The sequence below is a fragment of the Amycolatopsis sp. NPDC058278 genome (genome assembly GCF_042881395.1).
Classification (GTDB): Bacteria; Actinomycetota; Actinomycetes; order Mycobacteriales; family Pseudonocardiaceae; genus Amycolatopsis.
Genome location: NZ_JBHVXZ010000078.1, coordinates 21,954 through 46,604 on the forward strand (window position 1 = coordinate 21,954; position 24,651 = coordinate 46,604).

At 74.0% G+C, this 24,651-nt stretch carries 29 protein-coding genes; 22 read left to right on the forward strand and 7 right to left on the reverse strand.

Annotation, left to right across the window (positions count from 1 at the left end):
* Window positions 1–30 precede the first annotated feature (30 nt).
* The 8 genes from ACFVYA_RS32585 (at window position 31) to ACFVYA_RS32620 (ending at window position 7,462) form a co-directional block, all read left to right on the forward strand.
* Window positions 31–1,704, forward strand: a complete 1,674-nt coding sequence (locus ACFVYA_RS32585) for a carbamoyltransferase (protein ID WP_387050483.1) — start codon at window positions 31–33, stop codon at window positions 1,702–1,704.
* Window positions 1,704–2,264, forward strand: a complete 561-nt coding sequence (locus tag ACFVYA_RS32590) for an SIS domain-containing protein (RefSeq protein WP_285993812.1) — start codon at window positions 1,704–1,706, stop codon at window positions 2,262–2,264. Before ACFVYA_RS32585 ends, ACFVYA_RS32590 begins: the two co-directional genes overlap by 1 nt.
* The gene (locus ACFVYA_RS32595) at window positions 2,261–3,628 is read left to right on the forward strand and encodes a PfkB family carbohydrate kinase (RefSeq protein ID WP_387050485.1); all 1,368 of its coding nucleotides are present in this window, start codon (window positions 2,261–2,263) and stop codon (window positions 3,626–3,628) included. Before ACFVYA_RS32590 ends, ACFVYA_RS32595 begins: the two co-directional genes overlap by 4 nt.
* Window positions 3,629–3,652: 24 nt before the next feature.
* Window positions 3,653–4,339, forward strand: a complete 687-nt coding sequence (locus tag ACFVYA_RS32600; RefSeq protein ID WP_387050487.1) for an SDR family oxidoreductase — start codon at window positions 3,653–3,655, stop codon at window positions 4,337–4,339.
* Window positions 4,330–5,280: a glycosyltransferase family 9 protein gene (locus ACFVYA_RS32605; RefSeq protein ID WP_387050488.1), complete on the forward strand. Its 951-nt coding sequence runs from the start codon at window positions 4,330–4,332 to the stop codon at window positions 5,278–5,280. The genes ACFVYA_RS32600 and ACFVYA_RS32605 overlap by 10 nt, the downstream gene beginning before the upstream one ends.
* A complete protein-coding gene (locus ACFVYA_RS32610) occupies window positions 5,273–6,583 on the forward strand; it encodes a UDP-glucose dehydrogenase family protein (RefSeq protein WP_387050489.1) in 1,311 nt (436 codons plus the stop codon). Before ACFVYA_RS32605 ends, ACFVYA_RS32610 begins: the two co-directional genes overlap by 8 nt.
* The gene (locus ACFVYA_RS32615) at window positions 6,580–7,185 is read left to right on the forward strand and encodes a flavodoxin family protein (RefSeq protein ID WP_285991340.1); all 606 of its coding nucleotides are present in this window, start codon (window positions 6,580–6,582) and stop codon (window positions 7,183–7,185) included. Before ACFVYA_RS32610 ends, ACFVYA_RS32615 begins: the two co-directional genes overlap by 4 nt.
* Window positions 7,186–7,282: 97 nt before the next feature.
* Window positions 7,283–7,462, forward strand: coding sequence for a hypothetical protein (locus ACFVYA_RS32620; RefSeq protein WP_285991339.1), 180 nt, complete (start codon window positions 7,283–7,285; stop codon window positions 7,460–7,462).
* 38 nt (window positions 7,463–7,500) lie between these two features.
* Here ACFVYA_RS32620 and ACFVYA_RS32625 read toward each other — a convergent pair whose 3' ends face one another.
* Both ACFVYA_RS32625 and ACFVYA_RS32630 read right to left on the reverse strand, forming a co-directional pair.
* The gene (locus ACFVYA_RS32625) at window positions 7,501–8,625 is read right to left on the reverse strand and encodes an aromatic acid exporter family protein (protein ID WP_387050523.1); all 1,125 of its coding nucleotides are present in this window, start codon (window positions 8,623–8,625) and stop codon (window positions 7,501–7,503) included.
* A gap of 395 nt (window positions 8,626–9,020) precedes the next feature.
* On the reverse strand, window positions 9,021–10,370 hold the full coding sequence (locus ACFVYA_RS32630) for an aldehyde dehydrogenase family protein (protein ID WP_387050491.1): 1,350 nt from the start codon (window positions 10,368–10,370) through the stop codon (window positions 9,021–9,023).
* 90 nt (window positions 10,371–10,460) lie between these two features.
* On the opposite strand from ACFVYA_RS32630, the gene ACFVYA_RS32635 reads away from it, so the two are divergent.
* Both ACFVYA_RS32635 and ACFVYA_RS32640 read left to right on the forward strand, forming a co-directional pair.
* Window positions 10,461–11,939, forward strand: coding sequence for an HAD-IIIA family hydrolase (locus ACFVYA_RS32635; protein ID WP_387050493.1), 1,479 nt, complete (start codon window positions 10,461–10,463; stop codon window positions 11,937–11,939).
* On the forward strand, window positions 11,936–12,979 hold the full coding sequence (locus ACFVYA_RS32640) for a glycosyltransferase family 9 protein (protein WP_387050496.1): 1,044 nt from the start codon (window positions 11,936–11,938) through the stop codon (window positions 12,977–12,979). The genes ACFVYA_RS32635 and ACFVYA_RS32640 overlap by 4 nt, the downstream gene beginning before the upstream one ends.
* A gap of 37 nt (window positions 12,980–13,016) precedes the next feature.
* Here ACFVYA_RS32640 and ACFVYA_RS32645 read toward each other — a convergent pair whose 3' ends face one another.
* Window positions 13,017–13,205 (reverse strand): DUF2795 domain-containing protein, encoded by a 189-nt coding sequence (locus ACFVYA_RS32645; RefSeq protein ID WP_086849994.1) that lies wholly within the window; start codon window positions 13,203–13,205, stop codon window positions 13,017–13,019.
* Window positions 13,206–13,391: 186 nt separating this feature from the next.
* Between ACFVYA_RS32645 and ACFVYA_RS32650 the strand changes: the two genes are divergently transcribed.
* The 6 genes from ACFVYA_RS32650 to ACFVYA_RS32675 all read left to right on the forward strand — a co-directional run bounded on the left by ACFVYA_RS32650 (window position 13,392) and on the right by ACFVYA_RS32675 (window position 16,880).
* Window positions 13,392–14,222 carry an SDR family oxidoreductase gene (locus tag ACFVYA_RS32650; RefSeq protein ID WP_387050499.1) on the forward strand — a complete coding sequence of 277 codons (831 nt, stop codon included), beginning with the start codon at window positions 13,392–13,394 and terminating at the stop codon, window positions 14,220–14,222.
* Window positions 14,223–14,376: 154 nt separating this feature from the next.
* Window positions 14,377–14,820, forward strand: coding sequence for a DUF4383 domain-containing protein (locus ACFVYA_RS32655; RefSeq protein WP_387050502.1), 444 nt, complete (start codon window positions 14,377–14,379; stop codon window positions 14,818–14,820).
* Between the two features lie 65 nt (window positions 14,821–14,885).
* Window positions 14,886–15,053 carry a hypothetical protein gene (locus tag ACFVYA_RS32660; RefSeq protein WP_387050503.1) on the forward strand — a complete coding sequence of 56 codons (168 nt, stop codon included), beginning with the start codon at window positions 14,886–14,888 and terminating at the stop codon, window positions 15,051–15,053.
* Complete coding sequence (locus ACFVYA_RS32665) at window positions 15,050–15,481, forward strand: hypothetical protein (protein ID WP_387050505.1); 432 nt, start codon at window positions 15,050–15,052, stop codon at window positions 15,479–15,481. Before ACFVYA_RS32660 ends, ACFVYA_RS32665 begins: the two co-directional genes overlap by 4 nt.
* A complete protein-coding gene (locus ACFVYA_RS32670; RefSeq protein ID WP_387050506.1) occupies window positions 15,478–15,840 on the forward strand; it encodes a VOC family protein in 363 nt (120 codons plus the stop codon). Before ACFVYA_RS32665 ends, ACFVYA_RS32670 begins: the two co-directional genes overlap by 4 nt.
* Window positions 15,841–15,935: 95 nt before the next feature.
* A complete protein-coding gene (locus tag ACFVYA_RS32675) occupies window positions 15,936–16,880 on the forward strand; it encodes a MerR family transcriptional regulator (RefSeq protein ID WP_387050507.1) in 945 nt (314 codons plus the stop codon).
* Here ACFVYA_RS32675 and ACFVYA_RS32680 read toward each other — a convergent pair.
* The 4 genes from ACFVYA_RS32680 to ACFVYA_RS32695 all read right to left on the reverse strand — a co-directional run bounded on the left by ACFVYA_RS32680 (window position 16,871) and on the right by ACFVYA_RS32695 (window position 18,973).
* On the reverse strand, window positions 16,871–17,293 hold the full coding sequence (locus ACFVYA_RS32680; RefSeq protein ID WP_285991329.1) for a DUF6292 family protein: 423 nt from the start codon (window positions 17,291–17,293) through the stop codon (window positions 16,871–16,873). The two genes, ACFVYA_RS32675 and ACFVYA_RS32680, sit on opposite strands and share 10 nt — an antisense overlap.
* Window positions 17,294–17,413: 120 nt before the next feature.
* Window positions 17,414–18,064, reverse strand: a complete 651-nt coding sequence (locus tag ACFVYA_RS32685) for a phosphoribosyltransferase (protein WP_387050509.1) — start codon at window positions 18,062–18,064, stop codon at window positions 17,414–17,416.
* A gap of 4 nt (window positions 18,065–18,068) precedes the next feature.
* Window positions 18,069–18,407: a hypothetical protein gene (locus ACFVYA_RS32690; RefSeq protein ID WP_387050511.1), complete on the reverse strand. Its 339-nt coding sequence runs from the start codon at window positions 18,405–18,407 to the stop codon at window positions 18,069–18,071.
* 29 nt (window positions 18,408–18,436) lie between these two features.
* Complete coding sequence (locus tag ACFVYA_RS32695; RefSeq protein WP_387050512.1) at window positions 18,437–18,973, reverse strand: copper resistance CopC family protein; 537 nt, start codon at window positions 18,971–18,973, stop codon at window positions 18,437–18,439.
* 381 nt (window positions 18,974–19,354) lie between these two features.
* Between ACFVYA_RS32695 and ACFVYA_RS32700 the strand changes: the two genes are divergently transcribed.
* The 6 genes from ACFVYA_RS32700 to ACFVYA_RS32725 all read left to right on the forward strand — a co-directional run bounded on the left by ACFVYA_RS32700 (window position 19,355) and on the right by ACFVYA_RS32725 (window position 24,554).
* Window positions 19,355–19,978: a hypothetical protein gene (locus tag ACFVYA_RS32700; protein WP_387050514.1), complete on the forward strand. Its 624-nt coding sequence runs from the start codon at window positions 19,355–19,357 to the stop codon at window positions 19,976–19,978.
* Window positions 19,979–19,982: 4 nt separating this feature from the next.
* Window positions 19,983–20,891, forward strand: coding sequence for a CopD family protein (locus ACFVYA_RS32705; protein ID WP_387050516.1), 909 nt, complete (start codon window positions 19,983–19,985; stop codon window positions 20,889–20,891).
* Between the two features lie 23 nt (window positions 20,892–20,914).
* A complete protein-coding gene (locus ACFVYA_RS32710; RefSeq protein ID WP_387050518.1) occupies window positions 20,915–21,886 on the forward strand; it encodes a plastocyanin/azurin family copper-binding protein in 972 nt (323 codons plus the stop codon).
* Between the two features lie 71 nt (window positions 21,887–21,957).
* Window positions 21,958–22,407 (forward strand): hypothetical protein, encoded by a 450-nt coding sequence (locus ACFVYA_RS32715; RefSeq protein WP_285991322.1) that lies wholly within the window; start codon window positions 21,958–21,960, stop codon window positions 22,405–22,407.
* Window positions 22,404–23,021: a cupredoxin family copper-binding protein gene (locus ACFVYA_RS32720; protein WP_387050520.1), complete on the forward strand. Its 618-nt coding sequence runs from the start codon at window positions 22,404–22,406 to the stop codon at window positions 23,019–23,021. Before ACFVYA_RS32715 ends, ACFVYA_RS32720 begins: the two co-directional genes overlap by 4 nt.
* Window positions 23,022–23,114: 93 nt before the next feature.
* A complete protein-coding gene (locus ACFVYA_RS32725) occupies window positions 23,115–24,554 on the forward strand; it encodes a glycoside hydrolase family 76 protein (protein WP_387050521.1) in 1,440 nt (479 codons plus the stop codon).
* Window positions 24,555–24,651: the final 97 nt, after the last annotated feature.

Sequence of the window (24,651 nt, forward strand, 5' to 3'; positions counted from 1 at the left end):
AGTCCGCACCGGAACGCCAGAGGCAGGTCGATGCGCATACTCGGGATCAATGCCGTCTTCCACGACCCGGCCGCCGCGCTGGTGGTGGACGGGGAGATCGTCGCCGCGGCGGAGGAAGAGCGGTTCAGCCGCCGCAAGCACGGCAAGCAGGCGGTGCCGTTCTCCACCTGGGAACAGCCCGCCCAGGCCGCCGCCTGGTGCCTGGCCCAGGCGGGACTGTCCGCGAAGGACCTCGACGCCGTCGGGTACTCCTACGACCCGGCACTCGTCGAGCCGGGCCTGGCCGGGCACGACCCGAGCGGCGAGGAACTGCGGACGGAGTTCGCCAAGCGGGCACCGTTGTTCCTGAAGTCCGCTTTGCCCGGGCTCGACCCGGGGATCGTCAAGTTCGTCCGGCACCACGTCGCGCACGCCGCGTCGGCCGCGCTGGCCGCGCCGTTCGGCGACTGCGCCGTGCTCGTCGCCGACGGACGTGGCGAGAGCACGTCCTATCTGGCCGGTGAGTACCGCGACGGGCGGTTCAAGGAACTGGCCGCCCAGAAGCTGCCGGACTCGCTCGGCCTGCTCTACGAGGATCTCACCGAGCACCTGGGCTTCGCGCGGTCCAGCGACGAGTACAAGGTCATGGCGCTCGCCTCCTACGGCAAGCCGGAGTTCCTCGACGAACTCTGCGAACACGTCCACGTCACCGGCGACGGCGGTTTCCACGCCTCCGGCGTCGATCTGGCGTCGCTGGCCCCGCGCCGCGACGCCGGCGAGGAGCTGACCGGCCGGCACGCCGATCTCGCCGCGAGTGTCCAGAAAGTCCTCGAAGACATCCTGCTGGAGCTGGCGGACTGGCTGCACGAGGCCACCGGCCAGCGCGACCTGGCGATGGCGGGCGGGATCGCGCTCAACTGCGTCGCCAACAGCCGGCTGCACGCCGAGGGCCCGTTCGAGCGGATCTGGGTGCAGCCCGCCGCCGGGGACGCGGGCACCGCGCTCGGCGCCGCACTGCAGCTGGCGGCCGAAGCCGGGGAACGCGGTGCTCCCATGGGGGACGCCGGTCTCGGCCGCGGGTGGACCGACGAAGAACTCGAAGAGATCCTGATCAAGGCCAAGCTGCCTTACGAACGACCGGACGACCTCGCCGAGACGGTCGCCGAAGCACTGGCGAACGACGAGGTGATCGCCTGGTTCCAGGGCCGCGCCGAGTTCGGCCCGCGGGCGCTGGGGCACCGGTCGCTGCTGGCGCACCCGGGCCGCAAGGCGAACCTCGAGCGGCTCAACGACGTCAAGGGCCGTGAGCAGTTCCGCCCGGTGGCGCCGATGGTCCGGGCCGAGCGGGCGGCCGAGATCTTCACCCGCGGCCCGCTCCCCAGCCCGTACATGCTGTTCGTGCACGACGTCGCCGAAGAGTGGCGCGACCGCATCCCGGCGGTCACGCACGTCGACGGCACCGCCCGCGTGCAGACCGTCGAAGAACGCGAAAACCCGGTACTGGCCCGGATGCTGGCCGCTTTCGAGCGCCGGACCGGCCTGCCGGTCGTGATCAACACCAGCCTCAACACCGCCGGCCGCCCGATGGTCGACTCGCCCCGGGACGCGCTGGAGTGCTTCGGCTCGGCCCCCATCGACCTGCTCGCGCTGGGGCCGTTCGTGCTCCGGCGTCCCCGTCCCACCCGAACCGGCGCGGCGTCGCCGGAGGAGAAGGAGGTGCCGTGATGGAAGACCATCTCGCCGCGCTGGCCGAGGCCGCCGGCCGGGCCCGCGAATCCGCCCCCAAGATAACCGCGTGGGGCCGGCACCTCGCCGGGGTCTTCGAGGCCGGCGGCAAGCTGCTCGCCTGCGGCAACGGGGGCAGCGCGGCCGAAGCCCAGCACCTGACCGGCGAGCTCGTCGGCCGGTTCCGCCACGAACGCCGCCCCCTTTCGGCCATCGCGCTGCACGCGGACACGTCCGCGACCACGGCGATCGTCAACGACTACGGCGACCACGAGGTCTTCGCCCGCCAGGTGCACGCGCACGGGCGGCCGGGCGACGTGCTGGTGTGTCTGTCCACCAGCGGCGGCAGTCAGAACGTCGTCGCCGCCGCCAAGGCCGCGCACGAGCTCGGCGTGACGACGTGGGCGCTGACCGGGCCGGCCCCCAACCCCCTCGCCGCCCTGTGCGACGACGCCGTGACGGTCGAAGCGCCGAGCGTCGCGACCGTGCAGGAAATGCACTTGGCGCTCGTGCACGGCCTGTGCGCGGCCCTCGACAACGCGCTCGGGGTGACCGCGTGAGGCCGCTGGTCGTCCTCGGCGACACGCTGCTGGACGTCGACGCCGAAGGCACCGCCGAACGGCTGTGCCCGGAGGCGCCGGTGCCGGTGGTCGACCTGACGGCCCGGCGCCGCCGCCCCGGTGGGGCGGGGCTGGCCGCGTTGCTGGCCGCGCGGTCGGCGGCCGAGGTCGTCCTGGTCACGCCGCTCGGCGGCGACGAAGGCGGCCACGCGCTCACCGGGCTGCTGGAACCGGACGTCACCGTGCTGCCGCTGCCGCTGCGCGGCACGACGGTGTGCAAGACCCGGATCCGCGCGGGCGGGCAGTCGTTGCTGCGCCTGGATTCCGGCGACGGCACGGCGACCGCCGACCCGCTGCCCGCCCGGGCGCACGACGTCCTGGCCGACGCCGGTGCGATCCTCGTGGCCGACTACGGCCGCGGCCTGACGCGCAACCCGGACGTCCGGCGGCTCCTGCGGGAGCTGGCCGAACGGATCCCGGTGGTGTGGGACCCGCACCCCCGCGGCGCACAGCCGGTACCCGGGACCCGGCTGGTCACGCCGAACCTCGCCGAAGCGCGCGCGGTGCTCGCCGGGCACGAGGAACCGGCCGAGCTCGCCAAGCTGCTGCGCGGCCACTGGCACGCCGACGCGGTCGCGGTCACCGTCGGCGCCCGCGGCGCGGTGCTCGCCGACGGCCTCGGCGAAACGACGGTCCCGATCCCCGCGGCGGCCCGGACTCCCGGCCACACCGCGCCGGACACCTGCGGTGCGGGCGACCGGTTCGCGGCCGCGGCCACCGCCGCCCTGCTCGGCGGCGCCGACACGACCGAAGCCGTGGTGACCGCCGTCGAGGCGGCCGCCCGGTTCGTCGCCGCCGGCGGCGCGACCGCGCTGTCCACCGACGACGGCCCGGTGCCCGACCCGCAGCCGGCGACCGACGCCTTCGGCCTCGCCGAGCGGATCCGCGGAACCGGCGGCCGCCTGATCGCCACCGGCGGCTGCTTCGACCTGCTGCACCCCGGGCACGTGAGCCTGCTGCGGCAGGCCCGCGCCCTCGGCGACGCGCTCGTCGTCTGCCTCAATTCCGACGCGTCGGTGCGGGGCCTGAAGGGACCCGGCCGCCCGCTGGTCCGCGACCGCGACCGCTCCCGGCTCCTCTCCGCTTTGTCCTTTGTGGACGCCGTCGCCGTCTTCGACGAGCCCTCGCCCACCGCCGTCCTGGAGAAGCTGCGGCCGGACGTGTGGGTGAAGGGCGGCGACTACGCGGAAGCGGACCTGCCCGAACGCGAAGTGGTCGAACGGCACGGCGGCGAAGTCGTGCTCGTCCCGACCGTGCCCGGCTACTCGACGTCCCGGCTGGTCGCCGCGGCGGCCAGCGCCTGACCCCCTCGCCCGCGAAGGAGAGCGATGCGACCCCTCGGCAACGTCCTGATCACCGGTGGCGCGTCCGGCCTCGGCGCCGCCACCGTCGACGCCGTCCGCAAGGCCGGTGGCACCCCGTACGTCCTCGACCGGGTCCGCCCGGACGACCCGGCCGAATACGTCGAAGCCGACCTGACCGACACCGCCGCGACCGAGGCCGCGGTGCGGGAGCTCGCCGAGCGCGCGGGCGGCCTGGACGGCGTCTTCACCGCCGCCGGCACCGACGCCTGCGGCCCGCTCGGCGAAGTGTCCACCGAAGACTGGGAGCGGGTCGTCAAGGTGAACCTGTTCGGCACGGCCGCGGTGATCCGCGCAGCGCTCCCCTACCTGGAACGTTCGCACGGCACGGTCGTCACCGTCGCGTCCACCCTGGGTATCAAGGCGGTGAGCGACGCGACCGCCTACTGCGCCTCGAAGTTCGGCGTCGTCGGCTTCACCCGGGCGCTGGCCGCCGAGCTGGCCGGGCGCGTCGGCGTCACCCTGCTCGTCCCCGGCGGGATGTGGACGCACTTCTTCGACGACCGCACCGACCAGTACAAGCCGCCGCCGGACGCGAAGCTCAACCAGCCCGAGCACGTCGCGGGCACCGTCGTGTTCGCGCTGCAGCAGCCGCCGGGCGCCGAGGTCCGGGAACTGGTCGTGTGCGCGTCCGAGGAGGGGTCGTGGCCGTGAGTGCCGCGGTCCTCGTGCTGCGCGCGCTCGGCGTGGGGGATCTGCTGACGGCGGTGCCCGCGTTGCGCGCCCTGCGTGCGGCGTACCCGGGCGACCGGCTGGTGCTGGCGGCGCCGGAAAGCCTGCGGGACCTGGTGGAGCTGATCGACGCGGTCGACGAGCTGCTGCCGACCCCGAAGCTCGGCGAGCTCGCCTGGCCCGGCCCGCCGCCGCGGCTCGCGGTGAACCTGCACGGCAGCGGCCCGGAGAGCATCCACGACCTGCTCGCCGCCGACCCCGCCGAGCTGCTGACCCACCGCCACCCCGACTTCCCCGACGTGCCCGGCCTCGACTGGCGCGACGACGTGCACGAGGTGGACCGCTGGTGCCGGCTCGTCGAATACCACCACCTGGAGGCGGACCGGTCGGCGCTGGCCCTGCCCGTGCCGACGGGCCCGAGCCCGGCCCCGGACGCCGTCGTGGTGCACCCCGGCGCGGCGTTCCCCGCCCGGCGCTGGCCGCCCCGGCGGTTCGCGACGGTCGTCCGGGACCTGGCCGCGCGCGGGCACCGGGTCGTGCTCACCGGCAGCGCCGGCGAACGCGACCTCGCGCTTTCGATCGCCGAAGCGGCCGGGCTCGGCGACGACGCCGTGCTGGCCGGGCGCACCGGCCTGGCGGAACTGGCCGCGCTGGTGGCCGGGGCGGCGCTCGTCGTCTGCGGCGACACCGGTGTCGGGCACCTCGCCACGGCGTTCGGCACGCCGTCGGTGCTGCTGTTCGGCCCGACCCCGCCCCGGCTGTGGGGCCCGCCGCCGTCCGCCCGGCAGCACGTCGTGCTGTGGGCCGGGAATGTCGGCAACCCGCACGGCGAGGAGCCCGACGGCGGGCTGCTGCTGCTCGGCGAGGAGCGCGTGCTGGCCGCGACGCGGTCGGCTCTCGAAATGCGGGTGGCCCATGGCTGAGCACATCGGGATCGTCGGTGCCGGCTACGTCGGGCTGACGAGTGCCGCCTGCTTCGCGCGGCTCGGGCACCGGGTGACCTGCGTGGACGCCGACGCGTCCAAAGTGGATGAACTGGACCACGGCGTGGTTTCCATCGCCGAACCCGGCCTCGCCGAACTGGTCGGCCAGGGCCTCGCCGACCGGACCCTGAGCTTCACCACCGCCCAGGCGGAGCTCTACGGCGCGGACCTCGTCTTCCTGTGCCTGCCCACGCCGCCCGCCGAAGACGGGCGCCCCGACCTCGGCGTCCTCGAACAGGTCGTGCCGCAGCTCGGGCGGCTGCTGCGGCCGGGTTGCGTGGTGGTCACCAAGTCGACGGTGCCGGTCGGCACCGCGGCTCGACTGCCGCACCTGCTCGGCCGCGACGACCTGCCGGTCGTGGCCAACCCGGAGTTCCTCCGGGAAGGGCACGCCGTCGAAGACTTCCTGCACCCGGACCGGGTGGTGGTCGGCACCGACCCGGCGGATTCGCCACCGGCGCGGCGGGTCGCGCGGCTGTACGAACCGACCGGTGCCCCGGTGGTGGCGACCGACTCGGCCAGCGCCGAACTCGCGAAGTACGCGAGCAACGCGTTCCTCGCCGTGAAACTGTCCTACGTGAACGTCCTGGCCGAACTGTGCGAGCGGTTCGGCGCGGACGTCCGCGAGGTCTCGCGCACCATGGGCCTCGACGCGCGGATCGGCCCGGAGTTCCTCGCCCCCGGCCCCGGCTGGGGTGGTTCGTGCCTGCCGAAGGACACCTCCGCCCTGCTGCACGCGGCCGAGTCGGCGGGCGTCGACTTCGGCATCCTGCGCGACGCGGTCCGCGTCAACGCCCGCCAGCGCGCCCGGGTGGTGCGGGCCGTGCGGCAGGCCGTGACCGGTTCACCCGCCGGCTCCCTCGCCGGAGCCCGCATCGGCCTGCTGGGCCTGGCCTTCAAGGCGGGCACCGGCGACCTCCGCGACTCCCCCGCCCTGGCCGTGGCCGACGACCTGGCCCGCGCGGGTGCCGAGCTGACCGCGCACGACCCGGCCGTCGGGTGCGTGCCCGGCACGGGTGCGGTCCAGGTCGTCGACGACCCGTACCTGGTGGCCAAGGACGCCGCGGCGCTCGTCGTGCTCACCGAGTGGCCCGAGTTCCGGGACCTCGACTGGGCCCGGCTGGCCGCGTCCGCCGACCGCGCGGTCGTCGTCGACACCCGCAACCTGCTCGATCCCGACGTCCTCGCCGAGGCCGGGTTCGCCCACGTCGGCGTCGGCACCCATCCCAGGAGGAAGTCATGACCCTGCGCGTCCTCGCGCTGACCTGCACGCTCAAGCCGTCGCCCGCGAAGTCGAGCAGTGATCTCCTCGCGCGGCAGCTGCTCGACCTCTTCGCCGAACGCGGCGCCACCGGCGAGCTCGTGCGCGTGGTCGACCACGACGTCCGCCCGGGCGTCGAGGCCGACATGGGCGACGGCGACGCGTGGCCGGACATCCGGCGGAAGGTCGCCGCCGCCGACGTCCTGCTGATCGCCACCCCGACGTGGGTCGGCCACATGTCGAGCGTCGCGCAGCGAGTCCTGGAACGCCTCGACGCCGAGCTGTCGGAAACGGACGACGAGGGCCGCCCGGCGATGTTCGGCAAGGTCGGGGTGGCCGCGGTGGTCGGCAACGAGGACGGGGCCCACAAGATCATCGCGGACCTGTTCCAGGCGCTGAACGACGTCGGCTTCACCGTCCCGGCCCAGGGCGCGACCTACTGGAACGGCGAAGCCATGCAGGGCGGCGACTACCAGGACCTCGACGAGACGCCGGAAGCCGTGGCCTCGACGAACGCGACCCTGGTGCGCAACGCCGTCCACCTGGCCACGGTGCTGCGGGAGCAGCAGTACCCGGCCAAGTGACTACGCCATTCGAGTGACATCACTGCGCCGGACGAGTGTGGCGCAGGACACGTGGGTAACCCACCGGGACCTATCGTCCGCGTCAGGGGGCTCCACCATGCCGAACCGTGTCATGATCAGCCGCGACAGCAAGCCGATCCCCTGCGAAGAGTGCGGCCTGCCCACGTTGCACGTCGCGCGGCTGGTGTCCGGTGACGGCACGCTGCTGGGCCAGACGATGGTGTGCACGGCCTGCCGCCGGCACCGGTCCGAAGCCGAGGCGGTCGCGGTCCAGTAGTCTTCAGCACGTGAAGGCCGCCTCTTCGGAGGCGGCCTTCACCGCTTTTCCAGCTGTTCGAGGAGCAGCCGCGCGGGCAGTGTCATGCTGCCGAGGCCCAGCCGGGCCGGGACGCCGTCTTCCTCGGCGGTCACCAGCCGGTGTTCGAGCTTTCCCAGCAGAGCCCGGCATTCGTCCAGTTCGACGGGCTCCCCGGCCGTCGCCACGGACTGCACGGCTCCCGCCAGGTGGTGCATCAGGTCGGCCAGCGCTTCCCGCGCGTCCGGCCACGGGTACTCGAACGGGTGCTCCCGCCGGCCCGCCGTCATGCGCACGCCGGCGATCAGCTGCGACATCGCGGGCCAGAGCCCGATGAGGGTCCGAAGCGGACGCTCGTGGCGCGTCCCGGCGGACGGCCGCCCGCGCCGGAGGTTCAGCATCCGCCCTTCCCGCGTCAGGCCGACGGCTTCTTCGGCCGCCAGCACCTGGCTGCGCGTGTCCTGCTCGTGCGACAGCAGGTGGCCGAGGTCCTCCGGCGGCTCGTCCCGGCGGATCAGGTCGGACAGCGACTCCAGCAGGTCCGCCAGGGCTTTCCCGAGCCGCCCGGCGGCCGCGGCCAGCCGTTCGCCGTAGAGGGGCGGGAAGATCAGGGTGTTGACCGCGACGCCGATGGCCGCGCCCAGCGCGGTTTCCAAGAGGCGGTCGCCGAGCAGCACGGGCTCACGGGCGGTGCCGTAGGAGATGACGAGCATGCCGGTGACGCCGACCCAGACGCCGGCCTCCCCGAACCGCCGCCAGCTGCCGGCCAGCAGCCCGAGAAAGACCACGGCGGCGAGAGCGACGGCCTGCCACGGGATGAAGTGCCCGGCAACGGCGGCGAGGAGTACCCCGGAGGCCACCGAGCCGACCTGCTGGATCCACCCGCGGAGTGACCGGTAAACGGTGGCTTCGACGAGGAAGACGGCGGCGTAGGGCGCGAGAAACGGCTGGGGCAGGTGCAGGACGAGGGTGGCGAGAAGCCAGGCGGCGGTCGCGGCGAGGGTGGCTTTGGCGCTCTGGACGAGGATCCGGCGTTCACGGCCGGGGACGCGGAGAGCACGCGCGATCCAGCCGGCGGGAGTGCGGTCGCGGGGTTCGGTCTCCGCCGCGGATCCGGTACTCGCGGAGTTGTCGCCGCTCCGCAGCCGAAGCACGCGGGCGAACCGGCTCCTCCCCCGCCGGGCCGCCTCCGGCGAGCCGGCGGATCGCTCAGCGCGCACCGCGGTGGCGGACCGGCCGGCCGGGGTGCGGCCGTGCCGCTCCCCCGCCGGGGAGGCATGGCCGCTCCGCCCATCCCGCACCGCGCCGGCATCCCCGCCACCGACAATCCGATCGTGCCGCTCCTCCGCCGGCGAGGCATGGCCGCTCCGCCCATCCTGCACCGCGCCGGCATCCCCGCCACCGGCAGCCCGATCTTGCCGCTCCTCCGCCGGCGAGGAGCCGGCGTCGCTCTTCGGCCGGCCTCCCCGATCCGGATCTCCCGGCGAACCGGGTCGTTGCTCCTCCAGCCGGTGTTCGCCCGGTCTTTCCCGCTGTCCGGTCATGCGGGCGGGGCGATGTGCACGAGCTTCGTCTGGGTCATCTCGTCGAGCAGCTCCGGCCCGTAGCCGTACCCGTTGCCGCTGCGGCCGCGTGGGTGGGCCGCGCCGCCCGGGGCGCCGCCGAACACGTTGTTCACCTTGACCGTCCCCGCCGGCAGCTCGCGCCACGCGCGCTGGGCGTGCGCCATCGAGGCCGTCAGCACCGTCGCCGCCAGTCCGTAGTCGCCCTTCGCCGCTTCGGCCAGGCCCTCGTCGAAACTGTCCACCACCCGGACCGGCGCCACCGGGCCGAACGTCTCCTCCGTCATCACGCGCAGATCCGGCGCGCAGCCGGTCAAGACCGTCGCCGGGTAGTGCGCTCCGGGACCGTCCGGCACCGAGCCTCCCGTCAGCAGCCGGGCGCCGCGAGCGACCGCGTCGGAAACGTGGGCCTGCACGTGGTCGCGGTGCCGCCGGTCCACCAGCGGGGCCACTGTCCGCGACTCGGCCTCCTTCACCAGGGCCGCCAGGAACGGCTCGGCGATCGCGGCGCACACGTAGATCCGTTCGACCGCCACGCAGATCTGGCCCGAGTTGGCGAACGCCCCCAGCGCCGCCTGACCCGCCGCCCACGCCGGGTCGACGTCTTCGTCGATCACCAGCGGGTCGTTGCCCCCGTTCTCCAGCAACGTCTTCGCGCCCGTCGCGGCCGCGCTCGCGGCGATCGACCGGCCGGTGGCGGTGCTGCCGACGTGGGCGATGACGTCGACGTCGTCACGCGTTGCGAGGATCGCGCCGACCCCGCCGTCGCCGTGCAGGGTCTGCAGCGTGCCCTCCGGGAAGACACCGCCGAGCACCTCGCCGAGCAGCTGCCCGGTGTGCGGCGCGCGCTCGCTCGGCTTGTGCACCACCGTGTTCCCGGTGGCCAGCGCGGCACCCAGCAGCCCGCAGGCGACCGCGACGGGGTCGTTCCACGGGGTGAGCGCCACGACCACGCCGTGCGGCTCGGGCACCATCAGATCCGTCGCACCGACGTCGCCGAGCAGGCTGCGGCCGCGGTGGACCGGGCCGAGCTCGGCGTACTGGTCCAACGTGCCGGCACCGGCGAGCACGCCTTCGCGGGCTTCGTCCCGGGGCTTGCCGGTCTCCGCTTCGTTCGTCTTCGCCAGCTCGCCGGCGTGGGCCCGCAGCCGTTCCGCCGCGGTGTGCAGCAGCGCCCCGCGCTCGGCGGCCGGGGTCCGGGCCCACTGCGCCCGGGTCCGGCGGGCCAGCGCGAGCGCCGCGTCGATCTCGTCTTCGCCCGCGGTCGGCACAGTGCCCACCACGCTGCCGTCGGTCGGGTTCCGGATTTCGATCGTCCCCGCGGTCATCCGCACCTCCTTGTCGTCGCTCGCCGGTTACCCGCGCCCGACGGCTTCGACACGCCGTTTGATCACCCCCGCCCCGGGTATCCCGGTCCGGTGACTGCTTCGCTCGACTACACCGTGGTGATCCCCACGACGGGCCGCGAGACGCTTCGGCCACTCCTGGAAACCCTCCTCACCGGACCGGACCCGCGGCCGGCGGAAATCCTCGTCGTCGACGACCGCCCGGGCGGAGGTGAACTCGCCGTCCCCGACGGCGTCCGTGTGCTCCGCTCCGGTGGACGCGGGCCGGCGGCGGCGCGGAACCTCGGCTGGCGCACCGCGAAGAGCGAGTGGATCGCGTTCGTCGACGACGACGTCGTGCTCGCCCCGGACTGGCCGCGGCAGCTCGCCGCCGACCTCGGCTCGCTGCCGCCGGACGTGGCCGCCTCCCAGGGACGCATCACCGTCCCGCTGCCGGCGGACCGGCGGCCGACCGACGACGAGCGCGGCACCGCGGGCCTCGAGCACGCCCGGTGGATCACCGCGGACATGGCCTACCGCCGTCGCGCCCTCGTCGAGGCGGGCGGTTTCGACGAGCGGTTCCCACGCGCCTTCCGCGAAGACTCCGACCTGGCGCTGCGGGTCGCCGAAGCCGGGCACCGGATCGACCAGGGCGAACGGCTGACCACGCACCCGGCCCGGCGGGCCGGGTTCTTCTACAGTCTCAAGGCCCAGCGCGGCAACGCCGACAACGCGCTGATGCGGGCCAAGCACGGGGTCCTCTGGCGGCAGCGCACCGGCGCCGGGCACGGCAGGCTCGGGCTGCACGCACTGTCCACAGTGGCCGGTTTGGCCGCGCTCGCGCTGCCGGTGCTGCGCCACCGCGGCAAGGCGCTGCTCGCGGCCGGCGTGTGGGCCGGGCTGACGGCGGAGTTCGCCACCCGCCGGATCCTGCCGGGCCCGCGGACGCCCGGTGAAGTGGCGCGCATGGTCGTCACCAGCGCCCTGATCCCGCCCGCCGCGTGCTACCACCGGCTGCGCGGCGAGATCGCGGCCCGGCGGCCCCGGCCCCCGGTCGCGGTGCTGTTCGACCGGGACGACACGCTGATCGTCGACGTCCCGTACCTCAACGACCCGGACGGCGTCCGCCCGGTGCCCGGTGCGGTCGAGCTCGTCCGCGGGTTGCGGGAGCGCGGCATCCCGGTCGGGGTGGTGAGCAACCAGTCCGGTGTCGCGAAAGGACTGATCACGCGGGAGCAGCTCGACGCGGTGAACGCCCGCGTCCAGGAACTCTTCGGCCCGTTCGGCACCTGGCAGGTCTGCGTCCACGACGACGGCGACGGCTGCGCGTGCCGCAAACCCGCGCCCGGCATGGTGTTGCGCGCCGCCGGCGAGCTCGGCGTCGACCCCGCCTCCTGCGTGGTCATCGGCGACACCGGCGCCGACGTCGACGCCGCGCTGGCGGCCGGCGCCCGCGCCGTGCTGGTACCGACCGGCCGCACGCTCGAACCGGAGATCGCCCGGGCCCGCCGGCACGCCGCCGTCGCCCGGGACCTGTCCGAGGCGCTGCGCGTCGCCGGGGTCGCCGGATGACCCGGGTGCTCGTCGCCCGCCAGGACAACCTCGGGGACGTCCTGCTCGCCGGGCCCTGCGTCCGCGCGGTCGCGGCGTCCGGTGCGCACGTCACGCTGTTGACCGGACCGCACGGCCGCGCCGCCGGCGAACTCCTGCCGGGCGTGGCCGACGTGCTCACCTGGACCGCGCCCTGGATCGACCCGGAGCCGCCACCGGTGACCGCCGAGGACACCGGCGCCTTCGTGTCCTCGATCCGGTCCCGGTCCTTCGACCGCGCGCTGATCCTGACGTCGTTCCACCAGTCCCCGCTGCCGCTGGCGCTGCTGCTGCGCCAGGCCGGCGTGCCGTGGATCGGCGCGATCTCCGAGGACTACCCGGGCAGCCTGCTCGACCTGCGCCACCGCGTCGACGGCGATCCCCCGGAGCCGGTCCGCATGCTGTCGCTCGCCGAAGCGGCCGGGTTTTCGCTGCCGCCCGACGACCACGGCGCCCTGGCGCTGCGGCGCCCGCTGCCGAACATGGCCCGGTTGACCGGCGGCGGTGCGTACGTCGTGGTGCACCCCGCGGCGTCGGTGCCCGCCCGCCAGCCGTCGGCGGCCTGGAGCCGCGAAACGGTGCGGGCCCTGGCCGCCGACGGGCACCGGGTGCTCGTGACGGGCGCGCCGTCGGAACGCGCGCTGACCCAGGAGGTGGCCGGGACGTCGGCGGTCAACCTCGGCGGCCGGACGACCGTGGCGGAGCTGGCGGCGGTGCTGTCCGGCGCTCGGGTGGTGGTGGCGCCCAACACTGGTCCCGCGCACCTCGCCGCCGCGGCGGGCACCCCGGTGGTGTCGCTGTTCGCCCCGGTCGTGCCGCAGGAGCGGTGGGCGCCCTACGGTGTCCCCACGGTGGTGCTCGGCGACCAGCACGCGCCCTGCCGCGCCACCCGCGCCCGCGTCTGCCCGGTCCCGGACCACCCCTGTCTCGACACGATCGACCCCGCCGACGTCTGCCGCGCGGTGACGGCCCTGGCGCTGCCCGGCACCGTCGTTCCGGAAACTGTGGAGGCATCGCGGTGATCGCGGCCCGGGCGCACCGCCCGGGCCGCGGGGGACGTCAGCCGCCGATCTCCTTGCTCACACCGCTGGGCCCCTCGTAGGTCCGGTCCGGCAGGCCGCGCACGACGTCCAGCGTGCCCGGGTCGGCGCCGTTCTTTTCGGCCGCCCGCACCAGGTCGTCCCGCTTCGCCGGGTAGTCGACACCGGACAGGTACTTCTGCAGTTCGATCGGGTTCGGCTTGCTCACGGGAGCTCTCCTTCCGTTCGGGAACGGCGCGGTTACCCCGTCTTCCCGCCGGCACACGCTCAGGACGGCACCGGCTGCTCCCCCGCCGCCGGGACGCGGCCCGGCCGGTCTCATCGGGACGAGATCCGCGGCGGCCGCCGCGTTTAGTCCCCCGCGGGGGTGGTAGCCGAGGGGGAACGAAAGGAGATGCCCGTGTCGCTCCCGGCGCCCCTGCCCGCCGACGCCGCTTCGCCGCGGCGCGCCGTCGTCACCGGCGCCGATTCCGGCATCGGCCGCGCGGTCGCCGCCGCTCTCGCCGGCGGCGGCCTGGACGTCGGCATCACCTACCACTCGGACGCCGACGGCGCGGAGGAAACCGCCGCGGAGGTCCGTTCGTACGGCGTGACCGCGCACGTCCGGAAGCTCGACCTGACCGAGCTGCCCGGCGCCGCCGACGTCGTCGACGCGTTCGCCGAGGACCTCGGCGGCATCGACGTCCTGGTCAACTGCTCCGGCACCGGCAGCAGCGAGCTGGCCGTGGACCTCGACTACGAGAAGTGGCGCCAGGTGCTGGACGTCGACCTCGACGGCGTGTTCCTGCTCTCGCAGCGCGCGGCCCGGCACATGATCGACGCCGGGCGCGGCGGCCGGATCATCACGATCACCAGCGTCCACGAGCACGTGCCCCGCGTCGGCGCCGCACCCTACTGCGCCGCGAAGGCCGGCGCGGGCGCGCTGACCCAGGTGCTCGCCCTGGAGCTGGCCGAGCACGGCATCACCGTGAACTCCGTGGCCCCAGGCGAAATTTCGACGCCGATGACGGGACAGACCGACGCCGACCCGCGCGAGCAGGACCGGCCCGGCATCCCGCTCGGCCGCCCCGGGCACGCGGCCGAGGTGGCGGCCGCGGTCGCGTTCCTGGCGACCCCGGCGGCCGGCTACATCACCGGCACGTCGCTCGTCGTCGACGGCGGCCTGCTGCTGATGGGTGCCCAGCACGGGACCGCCTACCGCGGTCACGACTGGCGTTCCCCCTGAGACCGGGGGCCCGCGTCCCGGCTGCAGGGACCGGCGCGGGTCCCGGCCGTGGGCCGGACGGCGGACCCCCCAGCCCGCCGTCCGGCCCCTTCCACTTGTCCGTTTCCGCCCGTGTGCGGCGGGTATCCGGCCGCGGAGAGAAGGAGAAGACCTCATGTCGTCCGCCGAAACCCGCTCCCGGACCGGGGCGTCCTGGCTCCGTCCGGTCGTCGCCGTCCTCGGGCTGCTCTACCTCGCACTGGGCATCGCCGGGTTCCTGACCCCGGAAACCGCCGCCGTCGGCCACGAGACCGGCCGCGCCGTCTGGATCTTCAGCGTGACCCCGCTGCTCAACCTCGTCCACACGGCGGTCGGGGTGCTCGGGCTGCTCGCCGCGACCCGGCGCAGCGGGGCGATCATCTACTGCTGGGTGCTGTTCGTCGGCTTCACCGGGATGACCGCTTACGGCATCCTCGCCACCGCGCTCGTCAACCCCGAAGACCCGATCAACCTGAACTGGGCGGACAACTGGCTGCACGGGCTGACCGCGGCCGCCGCGCTGGTGCTCGGCATCGTCGCGGCGCGCGCGGTCAACCGGCGCGCCGCGAGCTCCCGGTGACCGCGGTCGTTTCGGCCCGCGAGCACCGGGTAGCCGGGGAAGGACACCGCGTGAAGGAGGTTCCCATGCACCGCGAAAGCGACCGGCATTCCCCCCGGGAAGACGACGCGACGAAGGCCGGGCTGCGCGGGACCCTGCAGGGCAACGGCTCGTCGCGCGCCGAGGAGTGGCGCGAACCCGAGCTCCCGGCCGACGACGAATCGGACGTCCCGCCGTTGGGCGGCGGCGCATGACCGGCGGTGATGCGGCGGCGGTGGGTGAACCCGCCGTCGTCGTGCACTACCGGCTCCACGCCGAGTTCGCCGTCGGATCCCGGTGGCTGCGCCGGATCCTGGGCGCGCGGGCCGGGCTGGAGCTGGACGCCGCCGGCCTGCGCGTCCGGTTCGGGCCATGGCTGGTCGAAACGCCGCTGGGCAATCTCGCCGGAGCCGAAGCCACCGGCCCGTACCGTGCTTTCCGCGTCTTCGGCGTCCGGCTTTCGCTCGCCGACCGCGGCCTGACCTTCGGAACGACCACGCAAGGCGGCGTGTGCCTCCGGTTCCGGGAACCCGTCCGGGGCATCGATCCGTGGGGCCTGCTCCGCCACCCGGGGCTGACGGTGACGGTGTCCGAACCGGAACTGGTCGCCGAAGCCATCAACCGCATCGTGGCGGAGTCATGACGGCGGCGCGCATCCTGGCCGTGGCGGTCGACTGCCGTCAGCCGGACCTGCTGGCCGAGTTCTGGGCCGCGGCACTGGGCAACGCGAAAACCCGGACGTGGACCGACTCCCACGGTCTGACGTACCGCCAGCTCGACGTCGACGACGGACCGGCGCTGTTGTTCCAGCCGGTGCCCGAGGAGAAGACCGTCAAGAACCGCCTGCACCTCGACCTGGCGCCGGTGACGGGCGATCAGCGGGCGGAGGTCGAACGCCTGGTGATGCTCGGGGCGAAGGTCCTCGACGACCCGGCCGACGACCCGTGGATCGTGCTCGCCGACCCGGAAGGCAACGAATTTTGCGTCCTGCCGCCCCGCTGACTCACCGGCCGCCGCGGTTGCTCCGGAGTGGCCCTGGGCCAGGGAAGCGCGTTTCGAGTTGAGTCTCCCTCAAGGGGAGACTGCAGGCTGTGCGCATGGACGACGAGAACCTCCTCACGATCGGGGCTCTGGCGGCGCGGACCGGTCTGTCCGTCAAGACGATCCGGTTCTACTCCGACAAGGGGATCGTTCCGGCGACCTGTCTCAGCCCGGCCGGCTACCGCCTGTACGACGTGGCTGCCCTCGCTCGCCTGGAACTGGTTCGCACGCTCCGTGAGCTGGACATCGATCTGGCCACGGTCCGGCGCGTGCTCGCCGAGGAGACCTCGCTCGCCGAGGTCGCCGCCGCGCACGCGGCGGCTCTCGATGTGCAGATCCGGGCGCTGCGCCTGCGGCGTGCGGTCTTCGCGGCGGTCGCGAACCGGGAATCGACCCCTCAGGAGATGGATCTGATGCACAAGCTGGTGAACCTGTCCGATGCCGAACGGCGCCGCTTCATCCACGATTTCATCGATGACACCTTCGGCGGTGTCGACGCCAATCCGGCCATGGTGGAACTGCTGCGTTCGAGCATGCCGGAGCTGCCCGAAGACGCCACACCCGAGCAGGTCGAGGCGTGGATGGCGCTCGTGGAGCTGGTGCAGGACAACGACTTCCGGGCCGCGGTCCGGCGGATGGCCGAGTACCAGGCGGCCCAGCGCGCCGACGGGGACACGACCGGCCTGCACCACGATCTGACCGAGACCGTGCGCGAAGACGTCGGCCGGGCGCTCGCGGCCGGGATCGCCCCGGACTCGGCCCAGGGCGGCGCCATCGTCGCCACGCTCAGTGCCCGCTACGCCGAGACCTTCGGCAAGGCCGACGACGACCGGCTGAAGTCGTGGATCCTCGAACGGCTCGAGGTCGCCGACGATCGTCGCGTCACGCGGTACTGGCAGCTGGTGGCCGCCATCAACGGCTGGCCTCCGGTCCCGGATCCGGAACCGGTGTTCACCTGGTTCGCCCGGGCCCTGCGCGCTGCCCGCGCGGGTCAGGCCTGACCGACCGGGTCGCCGGCGTAAGCGGCCAAGCGGTCGTCGAAGCCGTCCGCGGTGCCGGGTCTGCGGAAATCCGGGGGATCCGGCCGGCCGGGGTACTTCTCGCCGTACAACCCGGTCACGAACTCGACGACGGTTTCGGGCGGGGGCAGCACGTCCTCGCCCAGGTAGGCCAGCACGACGACGTCTTCGCCGGACGCCGACTCGACCGCCGCGGCCCAGCCGTCGCGCTCGTCCCACAGCAGCGCCGTCTCATGAGCCGGGAACCGCGCGAGCCGGCGCTCGAGCGCGACATACGCACCGGCCGGGACGTCCACCTCGCAGAACCAGGCGGGTGCGTCCAGCTTGGCCGCGACGGCCAGCAGGTACTGCCGCAGCCCGCGCGCCGCCGCGCCGAGCCCGTCCCGTTCGCTCATCCCGCTCCCGCCCCTTCGGTCGGTGCCCCATCGGGTGATACCCCGTCACCCACAGGGTCAATCCGGGGCGCCCCGGGTGGAGCAGCACGTCACCGGCGGTCCTCTGTGGAACCCAGCCGGTCACGAGGTGAGCAGGTCCAGCACCTCGTCGTCGCCCAGCTGGCGGAAATCGGCGTACCACTGACCGACCGCGCGAAAATCCGGCGGCTCCGCGACGCAGACGACGTCGTCGGCTTCGGCCAGCACCCGCGCGACCGCGCCGGGGGCGGCGACGGGTGCCGCGAAGACGAGCGTCCGCGGCCGGGCCGCGCGGAGGTCACGCAGCGCCGCCGTCGCGGTGACGCCGGTCGCGAGCCCGTCGTCCACGAGGAGGACGTCACGGCCGGTGAGACCGGCGGGCACCCGGCCGGCGCGATAACGCGCGAGCCGGCGGCGCGCTTCCGCCCGTTCCCGGGTCTCGGCCCGGGCCATCCGCGCGGCGGTCAGTTTCAGCGCGCGCAGACCGGCCTCGTCGTAGATCGCGGGGCCGTCCGGGGTGACCGCGCCGACGCCGTACTCGCGGTGGCCCGGCGCGCCGATCTTGCGGGCGACCGCGACGTCGAGTTCGGCGCCGAGCCACCGCGCGACGACGGCGGCCACCGGCACGCCGCCGCGGGCGAGCCCGAGCACGACCGGATCGGCCCAGGTGCGGCGCCGCAGTTCGCTCGCGAGCCGGCGTCCGCCGTCCTCCCGGTCGGCGAAGATCCGCGGACGAGCCGGCCACGCGGGCATCAGGTCACGGGCGCCACTCGTCGCGCCAGTCGGGGTGGGCTTCGTAGACCGACGCGATGAGCTTGACGGACGCATCGTCGTGGACGTCGCGGATCTCGCGGCGCAGGAACTCGGCCTTCTCGGCGAACGGCACCGGGTGCCGGTCTTCCATCGCCTCGACCGGCCCGCCGGCCAGCAGCAGGCCGTCGCCGTCGTCGGCGTACATGATCCGCAGCCGCCCGCGCCGCTCGGCCTCGTCGATCAGCGGCAGTTCACCCGCCCGGACGCGCTCTTCGTCCTCCGCGAGCCGGGCGAGCACGAATTCGTCGAGCTTCGCGGTCGTGGTGTCGTCGAGATTCGTCATGGGCCCGGGATACCCGCGCGGCCACGGCCTCAAGCGTCCGCGCGGCTCAGCCGCCTGGCCACCGCGAACCCGGTGCCGAGCAGGACGGCGCCCCCGGTGAGCCACGGCCACAGGGGCATCGGGTCGCCCCCGTCCGGGCGCGCTGCCACCGTGGCGGCCGGCACGGCCGCCGCCGGGCCCGCCACGGTGAGCCGGAACGGGACGGTGCCGGAGACCGGGTGGCCGTCGGCGGAGGTGACGCGGTACCGGATGGTGTAGGCCCCGGCCGGGCCGAGCGGACGCAGCGGCGCGGAGACCCGGGCGTCCACAACGGACGCCGGACCGGCCTCCCAGTGCGAAGTCCCGTCGGGCCCGAGCACCGCGAGTTCGGTGAACCGGTTTTCCACCGGCTCGTTGAACTCGAGCACGGCCTCGGCCGGGCCCTCGGCGACGGAGGCGTCCGCGGCCGGCGAACTGGACACCAGGACACTGTGCGCGTCCGCCGCCGGCGCGGACAGCAGCACCGCGCCGCCGGCGGCCGCCAGCGCGGCGGCGAGCCGGACCGGGAAAGACCAGCGGGAAGTCATGTTTTTCTCGCCTTCTCGGGAATTCGAGCGATACCGGAACCGTAACGAGCGGATCCGGTGTCACAACGGGAGATCGTGAAACGGCTGTGTTAACCAATTCTCACCGCCGCGGCGGATCACCACCCGCGGATCAGGCAAATCGGGCAGCTACTCCGACGGTTTGCCTGCCCGGTCACCCGAACAGCGCAGCAGAACCGGCTTTCGGCCCAGCAACTCACCGTGCCGAGCCATCCGCGGGCCGCTCGACTTAACCTGGCCTTCACGTGGAGATCACCCCGCGAAACATGCCGGCTGGTTTATTGCTCCCACATCCCGCTTTCCCCGCCGCTCCGGAATTGCCGTTTCCCGCGAGCGAATTCCCGTTCTCTGGAGGACGAAACCGTGCGAGGACCCGCCCTGCGCCGTGACCACGTGATCGCCGCGAGCCTGGCCGGCGCGGTCGTGATCGTCGTCGGCTACGCTTCCGGCCTCGGCCTGCGTCCCGGCACCGCCGCGGCCACACCACCCGTGGTCGCGGACGGCGGCCACCCCGCCACGCCGGAAACCCCGGGCGCGCAACCACTTCCGGCCGGCCAGCTGCCCGCGGGCGGTCCGGTGTCCCCGCTGCCCGCGATGCCGGTGGGCGACCAGCCGGCGGACCCGGTGCCGTCGATGCCGTCGATGCCCGGCGACATCGGCGTGGTTCCCGTCCCGGATCCGGGGTCCCCCGATCCCGGCACCCTGCCTCCCCCGTCCTCGCCGGAGCCGACGACACCGACGACACCGGCGCCACCTCCGCCCGGAACCGACGTGCCCGCGTGCCAAGCCGGTGTGCCACAACAGGTCCTCGACACCGTCGGTGGGCTGCCCCTGCTCGGCTCCCTCACGACCGGGCTCGGGGTGACCGGGCCGGCCGGGGTCGGCGCACTCGTCCTCGGCTACTGCCGCACGGCCGACGGCGGGCTGGAGCCCGCGATGGTCCCCGCCGCCGGCCTCCCAGCCACCACCGTCCCCAGTGGACGGTGAGCCGGTGGAGCCCGTCAAGGCGTGGTACGTGCTCGCCCGCACCGTCGACTACGCCGGTCTCACGCTGTTCGCCGGCGGGCTGCTGTTCCTGGCCGTGCTCTGGCCCGCCGGCGCCGGCCACCGCGGCGCCCGTTCGGTGCTGATCACCGGCTGGGTCCTCGGCCTGGCCGGCACGCTCGCCGGCCTGGGCCTGCAGGCGGCGTGGGCCGCGCAACGCCCGGCCGGCGACTTCCTGGCCTGGGACCTGCTCAGCCAGGCGCTGGACAGCCAGTTCGGGCGCATCTGGTTCGCCAGGGCGCTGCTGTGGCTGCTCGGCGGGGTGGCGCTGGCCTGGCTGCTGCAACGCGGCCGGGACGCGGCGACGGCGTTGCCCTGGCGGGTCGGCGCCGGGGCGATCCTGCTCGGGCTGCTCCGCACGACCGGGCTCACCGGCCACGCGGTGGAGAGCACCCGGCCCTGGCTGACGCAGCTGGCGGACTTCGCGCACCTCGCCGGCGCCTCGGCGTGGATCGGCGGCCTGGCCGTGCTGCTGTTCGGCGTTCTGGCCCGCCGCGACCCCGAAGAGCTCGCCTCGGTGATCCCCCGCTACTCGAAGCTGGCGATGACGTCGGTCGCCGTCGTGGTCGCCGCGGGCGTCGTGCTCGCGTGGCAGACCGTCGGCAGCGTCGGCCGCGTGTTCGGCACGGCCTACGGGCGGACGCTGCTGGTCAAGCTGGCCGTGCTCGCCGTCGTGCTGCTGGCCGCGCAGGTCAGCCGCAGCTGGGTGGGCCGGCGTCTCGACTTCGCCGTCGTCCTGCGCGGGGACGCCGCCACCGTCCGCCCCTTCGTCCATTCCGTCGCCGCGGAGACCACGCTCGTGCTCGTGGTCCTCCTCGCGGCGAGCTTCCTCGTCACGGCCAGCCCCGGCCGCTGATGGCCCCGCGAAAGGAGTCCTCGATGGACAACCCCACCCCCACCGCCCCCGAGCAGCCGGAGGTGGTGCGGCGACGGCGGAGCTGGCCGGTCGCCGTGGCGATCCTCGCCCTGGCGACCGCGCTGGTCAGCCTCGCCACGCTGCGCGACGACCGGACCGAGCAGGCCGCACCGAGCCAGGCCACGAACGTCGACCTCGCCGCACTGGCCCAGCAGGGTCCCCTGGCCGTCCCGCTGTACCAGGGGCTCGCCCAGGAACAGGCGGGCGGGGCCGCCCCGGCCGCGGCGCCGTCCACCAAGTCGGTCGAAGCCATGGGCTACAAGTTCTCGCCGGCCGACCTCACGATCGACGTCGGGGACACGGTGACGTGGACCAACCACGACACCGCTCCGCACAACATCGTGGTCACCGACGGGCCGGAGAAGTTCACCTCGCCGACCCTGCAGACCGGCCAGACCTTCAGCCACACCTTCACCAAGGCGGGCAAGTACTCGTACTACTGCTCGATCCACCCGGACATGAAGGCGACCGTCACCGTGACGGGCGCGGCCCCGACCAGCGCCCCGCCGTCCTCGACCCCGACGTCCGCCCCGACCTCGGCACCGAGCCACTCGATGCCGGTACCGTCCACCCCGGCCGGCGGCGGCTCCTGCGTGCCGAAGGCGGTCCTGCAGCCGATCCTCGACCACATCAAGAGCGCGCACCTCGAGACCTCACCCGGTCAGCAGGTGCAGGACATCCTCAACCTGGACCAGTACCTCAAGACCCACACGGTGTGGCTCGAAACCGTGCTCGCGCCGGCGTTCGACGGATCGGCGGGCCAGGTCGCCACCGACACGCTGGCGCCGATCATCGCGCACATCAAGAGCGCACACCTCGAGGAGTCGCTGGGCCAGCAGGTGACCGATCTGCTGAACCTCGACCAGTACATCAAGACGCACACGGTGTGGCTCGAGAACGTGCTCACGCCGATGCTGAACCAGGCGAGCTGCTGACGCTCGCCGTCGTCACGGGTGGCCCGGTTCCCGGCCGGGCCACCCGCTCCCATCCCCGGAGGCCACTCCTCATGTCCGACACCGCCGTCCTGCCCCGGACCGGCTACACCCTGCGCCGCGACCGCTGCGTCATCGAGATTTCCCCGCGCCCGCCGTGGGTCCGCGGTCGCTTGACCGCGACCGGCGGGCACTGGACACCCGGCGCCGCGCTCACGGTCACCTTCGACCCCGGCTCGCTGCGGACCGGGATCCCCTTCCTCCGCCGGGCGTTCCGCGGCGGCGAACTCACCTTCACCGCCGGCGAAGTCGCCGAGGACCCGTTCGTCGTCGAGGGCAGCGTGGCCGGACGGGCGGTGCGCCTGCGCGGCGACGTCCGGCACCGGGACTCCCGCGGTGTCGTCGTCTGGGCCGCCGGAACCGTCCTCCCGGCCCGCCGGAAACCCCCGCACGCGGGGCGGTTCGGGCGGCTGCTGGCCCGGCGCCGGCTGCGCGTCGAGATCGCGATCGAGTTCGTCCGATGAGGCGCGCCGCCCTGGCCGTGGCCGGTCTGCTCGTGTTCCTGAACCTGCCGCTCGTGAGCCCGGCCGCCGCGGCGACGCAGCAGGTCATGATGCAGGGCTACGCCTTCTCCCCCGCCGCGCTGACCGTCCGGGTCGGCGACACGGTCACCTGGATGCAGCACGACGAAGCCCCGCACGACGTCGTCACGACGAGCGCGCCGGTCGCGTTCCGCAGCCCGCAGCTTTCGGCCGGGCAGAGCTGGAGCTACACGTTCCGGCAGGCGGGCACCTACCAGTACTACTGCTCGGTGCACCCCGACATGCGGGCCTCGGTGACGGTGCTGCCGGCGCCCACGACCGCACCGCCGAGCACGGTCCCGAGGACCACGCCGAAGACCAGCCCGGCACCGACCGCGGCCGCGGCCGTGCCGGTGGCCACCACGCCTCCGCCCACCACGTCCGCGGCGGCCGCCGCCCCCGCCGCGCCGGCCACTCCCGTCGCCGGGCCGCCACCCGCGGTCCAGCAGGCGACCGCGGCGACGACGGCGACCCTGGACCCGATGCTGCTGGTCGCCGGGCTCGTCACCGGGATCGCGGTGCTGTGCCTGCTGCTGCTGAGCTCGCGGCGGCCGTGAATTCCTGTCCGGAACCTGTCCCGGCAAAGGACTGGACCAATAATATCGGCTCGGCACAATGGGAGCATCGCCCTTCAGCGCGGAAGGTGACCGATGCACTTCCTCATTCCCCTGCTGACCTTCGTCCTCGCGGCCACGCCGACGCCGGCACCGGCGCCGGCCGCCGCGCCGCTCGCGACGATCTGCAACAAGTACTGCGACGCGCGGGATCCCGCGTCGTCGCCAGGCGACCGCGGAGGCCCGTCGGCCGGCGTGAGCGGCCGCCGGATCTCCCTGCACCTCGACGACGGCGACGACATGGGCTGGGCGGCGATCACCGGCGGTGGCGCCGGCGACCACGTCTGGCTGGACCGCTCGTTCGACGCCGGGCGCACGTGGGCGTCGGGCAGCAAGCTCGGCGACACCGCGACGCCGTCGGGGGCGACGGGCTGGCGAACCCTGATGTACAACGCCGACGACTGGGCGAACCGGGGTGTCGGGCTCCTGCGCGCGTGCGGACAGCCCGCGGGGTCGGGGACCATCGCCTGCACCGGCTGGGCCCGCCCGACCTGGAACGCGTGGGACCGCCGCACCGCGGCCGCGACGGCCCTGATGGAGCGGTACAACCTCGGCACCGGCCTCTTCGACACGACCGGGTGGTGGAACTCGGCCAACGCGCTCACCGCGGTCATCGACAACGCCCGGATCAGCGGCATGGGCAGCTACCGCTACGCGATCGACACGACGTACACGAAGAACCTGTCGGCGCAGGGCGGCAGCTTCCACAACGACTACCTGGACGACACCGCGTGGTGGGGCCTGGCGTGGGTGGACGCCTACGACCTGACCGGCGACAGCCGCTACCTGAACACCGCCCGCGCCGACGCCGACCACATGTCCGCGTACTGGGACGGCGTCTGCGGTGGCGGGGTCTGGTGGAACACGACCCGCACGACGAAGAACGCCATCCCGAACTCGCTGTACATCCAGCTGAACGCGGCCCTGCACAACCGCATCCCGGGCGACACGGCGTACCTGGCGCGCGCCCGCGCGGGCTGGACGTGGTTCTCGGGCACCGGGATGATCAACGGCGCGAACCTGGTCAACGACGGCCTGAACATGTCGACGTGCGCGAACAACGGCCAGCCGGTCTGGACGTACAACCAGGGCGTGCCTCTGTCGGCACTGACCGAGCTGTACCGCGCCACCGGCGACGCGGGCCTGCTTGCGAAGGCCCGGGCGATGGCGAACGCGTCGACGACGAACGCGGCGCTGAACCCGGGCGGCATCCTCCGCGACCCGGGCGAGACGGCCGGCGGCGGTGGCCTCGACGGCCCGACGTTCAAGGGCGTGTACGTCCGGGACCTGGCGGTGCTGAACACGGCCCTGCCGGACCACCCGTACACGGCCTACCTGCAGCGGCAGGCGAATGCGGCGTACGCGAACGACCGGGACAGCGCGGAGGCGTACGGGCTGATGTGGGCGGGCCCGTTCGACCAGTCCGACGCGGCCCGGCAGCAGAGCGCACTGGACCTGATGAACGCGGCCCCGTGACGGAAGCCGGAACTCGCGTGATCAAAGCCGGATCTCGCGTGATTGAAGCCGGAACTCGCGTGATCAAAGCCGGATCTCGCGTGATTGAAGCCGGAAC

Bases quoted from the DNA above. Each gene is read 5' to 3' on its own strand.
- ACFVYA_RS32600 (WP_387050487.1), top strand. From the start codon at position 3,653: ATGCGACCCCTCGGCAACGTCCTGATCACCGGTGGCGCGTCCGGCCTC.
- ACFVYA_RS32655 (WP_387050502.1), top strand. From the start codon at position 14,377: ATGTCGTCCGCCGAAACCCGCTCCCGGACCGGGGCGTCCTGGCTCCGT.
- ACFVYA_RS32710 (WP_387050518.1), top strand. From the start codon at position 20,915: ATGGACAACCCCACCCCCACCGCCCCCGAGCAGCCGGAGGTGGTGCGG.
- ACFVYA_RS32665 (WP_387050505.1), top strand. From the start codon at position 15,050: ATGACCGGCGGTGATGCGGCGGCGGTGGGTGAACCCGCCGTCGTCGTG.
- ACFVYA_RS32725 (WP_387050521.1), top strand. From the start codon at position 23,115: ATGCACTTCCTCATTCCCCTGCTGACCTTCGTCCTCGCGGCCACGCCG.
- ACFVYA_RS32650 (WP_387050499.1), top strand. From the start codon at position 13,392: ATGCCCGTGTCGCTCCCGGCGCCCCTGCCCGCCGACGCCGCTTCGCCG.
- ACFVYA_RS32610 (WP_387050489.1), top strand. From the start codon at position 5,273: ATGGCTGAGCACATCGGGATCGTCGGTGCCGGCTACGTCGGGCTGACG.
- ACFVYA_RS32690 (WP_387050511.1), bottom strand. From the start codon at position 18,407: ATGACGAATCTCGACGACACCACGACCGCGAAGCTCGACGAATTCGTG.
- ACFVYA_RS32660 (WP_387050503.1), top strand. From the start codon at position 14,886: ATGCACCGCGAAAGCGACCGGCATTCCCCCCGGGAAGACGACGCGACG.
- ACFVYA_RS32590 (WP_285993812.1), top strand. From the start codon at position 1,704: ATGGAAGACCATCTCGCCGCGCTGGCCGAGGCCGCCGGCCGGGCCCGC.
- ACFVYA_RS32615 (WP_285991340.1), top strand. From the start codon at position 6,580: ATGACCCTGCGCGTCCTCGCGCTGACCTGCACGCTCAAGCCGTCGCCC.
- ACFVYA_RS32675 (WP_387050507.1), top strand. From the start codon at position 15,936: ATGGACGACGAGAACCTCCTCACGATCGGGGCTCTGGCGGCGCGGACC.
- ACFVYA_RS32695 (WP_387050512.1), bottom strand. From the start codon at position 18,973: ATGACTTCCCGCTGGTCTTTCCCGGTCCGGCTCGCCGCCGCGCTGGCG.
- ACFVYA_RS32620 (WP_285991339.1), top strand. From the start codon at position 7,283: ATGCCGAACCGTGTCATGATCAGCCGCGACAGCAAGCCGATCCCCTGC.
- ACFVYA_RS32630 (WP_387050491.1), bottom strand. From the start codon at position 10,370: ATGACCGCGGGGACGATCGAAATCCGGAACCCGACCGACGGCAGCGTG.
- ACFVYA_RS32720 (WP_387050520.1), top strand. From the start codon at position 22,404: ATGAGGCGCGCCGCCCTGGCCGTGGCCGGTCTGCTCGTGTTCCTGAAC.
- ACFVYA_RS32715 (WP_285991322.1), top strand. From the start codon at position 21,958: ATGTCCGACACCGCCGTCCTGCCCCGGACCGGCTACACCCTGCGCCGC.
- ACFVYA_RS32685 (WP_387050509.1), bottom strand. From the start codon at position 18,064: ATGCCCGCGTGGCCGGCTCGTCCGCGGATCTTCGCCGACCGGGAGGAC.
- ACFVYA_RS32585 (WP_387050483.1), top strand. From the start codon at position 31: ATGCGCATACTCGGGATCAATGCCGTCTTCCACGACCCGGCCGCCGCG.
- ACFVYA_RS32670 (WP_387050506.1), top strand. From the start codon at position 15,478: ATGACGGCGGCGCGCATCCTGGCCGTGGCGGTCGACTGCCGTCAGCCG.
- ACFVYA_RS32680 (WP_285991329.1), bottom strand. From the start codon at position 17,293: ATGAGCGAACGGGACGGGCTCGGCGCGGCGGCGCGCGGGCTGCGGCAG.
- ACFVYA_RS32640 (WP_387050496.1), top strand. From the start codon at position 11,936: ATGACCCGGGTGCTCGTCGCCCGCCAGGACAACCTCGGGGACGTCCTG.